The sequence below is a fragment of the Aquiflexum sp. genome (genome assembly GCF_041749095.1).
Classification (GTDB): domain Bacteria; phylum Bacteroidota; class Bacteroidia; order Cytophagales; family Cyclobacteriaceae; genus Aquiflexum.
In genome coordinates this window covers 1-4647 of the sequence record NZ_JBGTCA010000507.1, presented here as the reverse complement: position 1 = coordinate 4647, position 4647 = coordinate 1, and the positions used below count along the sequence as shown (strand labels likewise).

Genomic DNA, 4647 nt, shown 5'->3' with positions numbered 1-4647 from the left:
CAGCGCAGGGGTCCCACCTCTTCCCATCCCGAACAGAGAAGTTAAGCCCTGCAGCGCCGATGGTACTGGGGTTACACCCGGGAGAGTAGGCCGCCGCCACATTATCACAAAGCCAGCCCGCAAAGCTGGCTTTTGGCGTTTCCGGGGGTCTCCATTACTAAGATGATCTCAGATCCACCTCTTCCCATCCCGATCCGCCGGGGCGGATAAGCCCTGCAGCGCCGATGCCTGTCCGCCGTGGCGGAGTACTGGTACGCCCCGCCACAGGCGGGCAGGCGCGGCGCACGGGAGAGTAGGCCGCCGCCACATTATTTAAAAGCCAGCACATACTGTGGCTTTTCACATTTTAAAGGGTGGTATTATTGGAAAACCTAGGATCAGTTTTGAAATGTTAACTTTTTGAGTTTAATATTTTTAGTCTTTTATTTATTTGTAGAAAATCAATTCTTTATAACATCAAAATAGAATTTGCAAAGCAATATTGAATTATTTTTAAATTCTATATTGATAAGTAAAGTCATTATATTCTTTGGCGATATTTAATTAATTGTTAAGAAATATCTTATTGTGGCTAAAATTTCCCATATTACTGTTGGAATGTTTTTCAATTGAATTTTTATCATAATTTCTTAAAATTATAAAATGTCACAAATACGCCAACTTGCAGCGATCATGTTCACTGATATTGTCGGATACACGGCACTGATGGGAAATGATGAACAGAAAGCTTTTGAATTATTGAGGAAGAACAGGGAAATACACAAACCTGTGATAGAAGAGTTTGGAGGGAAATGGATCAAAGAACTGGGTGATGGGGTGATGGCCAGTTTCCCTTCTGTCAGCAGTGCGGTATATGCAGCCATAAAAATCCAGGAGTTGTGCAACCAAGCCAATGTATACAAACTAAGAATTGGTATTCATCAAGGCGAGATTATTTTAGAGGATGATGATATTTTTGGTGACGCAGTGAATATTGCAGCCAGAATACAGGCATTGGCAGAACCTTCCAGTATATATGTATCAGAATCAGTTCAAAGAGACCTATCCAATAAAAATGACATACATACAGAATTTTTTAAAACAGAGAATCTTAAAAATGTAAAAGAACCGGTCAGAGTCTATAGAATACTGTCAGCATCTTCGTTATCTACAAGCAATCAAACATCAGCCATAGAAAAGTCTTCCATTATTCCTGAATATGATTATGATATTCATATCAGTTTCAGATTTAATGACAATAAATATGATGGTTGGGTAACCGAGCTTGTCACAAAGCTCAAACAGGAACTAAGCGCTACCTGTAAGGATAAGCTTTCTATTTATTTTGATATAAATCCTGAAGATGAAAAAAGGAAATTTTTGCAAGAAGACGGTTCTGTGTCCTCTAAAATAAAATCTTTGATTTTCATTCCCATTATTTCACAAACTTATTGTGATGTGACTTCACCTGTTTGGAAAAATGAATTTAAAAGTTTTCAAGAGGGGGTACTTACCGAGAAGATGGGTAAAACCATCAAGCTATTGAATGATAATATTGCTTCAAGAGTGATACCCGTAAAAATACATGATATTGATATGGAGGATATCAAGCTGCTAGAATCAGAAATGTCAGGTGGTTTACGTTCCATTGATTTTATCTTCAGGGAAGATGGAGCGAACCGTCCCTTAATGCCTATAGATGATGAAAAACTTGGCAATCCAAATAGGCCAATGTACCGGAATCAGATCAATAAATTGGCCAATGCAGTTAAGGATATTATTTCAGGAGTAAAGCTTTTTCAAAAAGAAAATTCCTTTGGATATACAGCTTTTTCACCTACATCTACAAAAATAGTCCCCAATGTTGTCTCTACCTCTTTGTCTTCTTCATTGAAAGTTCAAATGGTAGAACGTGCCAGACCCAATATTTTTCTGGCATGGACATCCAATGACCTGAAGGAAAAAAGAGAAGAAATGGCTATCATTCTTCAAAAAGCAGGATTTAATGTGCTTCCGGCTATTGATTGCCCGGCAGATGATGAGGCGTTTAAAGCAAAAACCATTGAAGCCATCAAACAATGTGTTTGCTCACTCCATATCTTAAGTGGTGAGTTTGGAAGACGTTTCGAATTGGAGGATGATGTTTCATTTCCGCAATTCCAGTTTTTGGAAGCGAAAAAAATGATTGATTCCCCAGATTCAGAATTCAATTCATTTATATGGGTTCATCCTGAAGCTACAGAAACCATGAAATCTGCCCAACAGGAATTCATCAAATATATCCGGAACAACATCACTAAAAACATGATGTTTTCCAATAGTGCAGGCTCCATGCAATTGGTGGATGATATCAGAGTCGTCATGATGAAGGAGGAAGTGGAAATCTTTGATTCCAAGGATACCGATATCTTCTTTATTTTCAACCAACAGGATGAACTCGAAGCAAAAGAAATTACGGATAGGTTAAGTTTGGAATACCCTATAGAAATCATGAACATCATGCCCGATGGAGAAGATCAGTATAGAGAAGTGTCGTCTCAGCAGATTCCCAAAAGTAAACTGGCAGTGGTTTATTTTAAGTATGCTGCAGATTGGGCCTTACCTTTCATCAAACAAATCTGGAAAGAAGTAGGTGGTGCTTCTTCTCCTACTCCTATATTTTTTGTAGGTGAAGATGATCCAAGAAGTAACTTTGCGCGGATTTTTAAAGCTCCAAAGGTGGTTTCCACCATTGTTCCCAAAGAGGAAGTGCCGGCAGAAGTCAAAAAAGTTTACACCACCGTAGTCAAACTCAAATAACTAGTATGTTTGAAGACTATCAAATATGCCCCTACACTGGACTACGCTCTTTTACAGAGGAGGAATCTTTATACTTTAAAGGCAGGGAAGAGGATATTGATGCCGCAACAGCCCAATTGCAACGGAATAAGTTTTTGATGTTGACAGGTGCCTCCGGTGACGGAAAATCATCACTTGTCTATGCGGGAATCATTCCCAATGCAAGAGCAGGTTTTCTTAAATCGAAATATTTCCAATGGTGTCTTGCTGATTTTAGACCGGAAAGATCTCCCTTTAAAAACCTGTGCAAGGCCATAGCCAATCAACTTGAAATTCCAAATGAGGTAACCGTTGAATCGGAACTGAAGCATGGGTTTTCTGCCATAGTTGATTTATATCGAAATTCTGATAGATTTCTTGATGAAGATTCTCTGGAATGGCAAGAATCAGATGAGCGGGAAAGAGCAAGTATCAAGAGGAAAGCCGCCAATCTGATCATTCTCGTAGATCAGTTTGAGGAATTTTTTACCAATCCTGAAAACTATGATAAAGGGGTTCCTTCAAAAGAAGCTAACCTTGTATTAAACTTATTGCTTGAAACCTCAAAGATAGCATTGGAGGAGGGACTTCCTATTTATATCATTTTTACCATGAGGTCAGACTTCATCGGGCAATGTGCGGCCTTTCGGGGATTGCCTGAGTATATTGGGTTTTCCCAGTTTTTTGTTCCCCGCCTCAACAGGGCACAACTGCAATTGGTTATCGAAGAACCGGCTGTTTTGAGTGGGAATCAAATCACAAGAAGACTGACAGAAAGATTGATTCATGATCTTACAGAAGGAGTCGATCAGCTTCCGATTCTTCAGCATGCGCTCAATCAGATTTGGCATGCGGCCAATAATGGGGCAGAAGAAATGGACCTTATCCATTATGCCATGGTCGGAGGAATGCCGGTATCCGAACTCCCGGATGATCAGGTATTGATATTCAAACAATGGTTTGATGAGTTGCCAGAAAATATCAAAGCCTGTTATCATGCTCCAAGTCTGCAGAATGTCCTCGATACCCATACAAACAAGCTTTTTGAGCAGGCAAGAGCCTACTATATTGAAAATACAGGTAAGGATATTTCCAATGAAGATACCAAAGCTATAATCAAAAATTCCTTTACCTGCCTGACCAAAATTGACCAAAGTAGGGCTGTAAGAAACAGGATGACTTTAAAGGAAATCACCAATATTTTAGGAAGGAAGGAATTTGGTTCGGAAGAGGTTGGGGCGGTATTGAATATTTTCCGTGAACCGGGCAATACTTTTATCCGGCCCTTTATTTCTGAAGACCCGGAAAGTCGTATTCTAGGTGAGAATGATGTGCTGGACATTACCCATGAGAGCTTGATCCGAAACTGGGATTATCTCAAAAACTGGGCTGAGGAGGAATATGACAATTATACCGTTTATCTGGATTATGAACAACAGCTAAACCGTTGGGTAGATAGTGGAAAATCGAATGCTTTTTTAATGTCAATTGGGCCCCTTACTTATTTTGAAAACTGGATCAACAATCTAAACCCAAACGTCCATTGGGTTGCCAGATACCTACCAGAGGAATTGGATCAGGACAAGAAGTTATCCAAAGCAAAGAACATCCTCAAAAATTCTAAGGAATTCTTGTCCAAGAGTGCAAGAAAACATGTGGTGACCAGAACGGTTATGCGGTATGGCGCAAAAAGAATAGGGGTTGCTATTGCCTTGATTGCCTTTTTGGTCTTCAGTTCTTTTGCTATCAGGCAATACCTGAGACAACAGAATTCATATATTCTAAACTCCATTCAAGAGGAGTCCATAAAGTTGGTAAACAGTCCAAAAGTGGCATTTGAGAATAAAATTT

2 protein-coding genes and 1 rRNA gene are annotated in these 4647 nt (G+C 39.6%); all 3 read left to right on the top strand.

The window, feature by feature from the left end; all coding sequences use genetic code 11:
- Positions 1-102 (top strand): 5S ribosomal RNA (gene rrf / locus ACEW8O_RS23160); the annotation flags it as partial.
- Positions 103-642: 540 nt separating this feature from the next.
- On the top strand, positions 643-2778 hold the full coding sequence (locus ACEW8O_RS23155; RefSeq protein ID WP_373497004.1) for an adenylate/guanylate cyclase domain-containing protein: 2136 nt from the start codon (positions 643-645) through the stop codon (positions 2776-2778).
- A gap of 5 nt (positions 2779-2783) precedes the next feature.
- On the top strand, positions 2784-4647 hold a 1864-nt coding region (locus tag ACEW8O_RS23150; protein WP_373497003.1), incomplete at its 3' end, for an ATP-binding protein.

Coding starts and splice junctions, on each gene's coding strand:
- ACEW8O_RS23155 (WP_373497004.1), top strand. CDS start 643: ATGTCACAAATACGCCAACTTGCAGCGATCATGTTCACTGATATTGTC.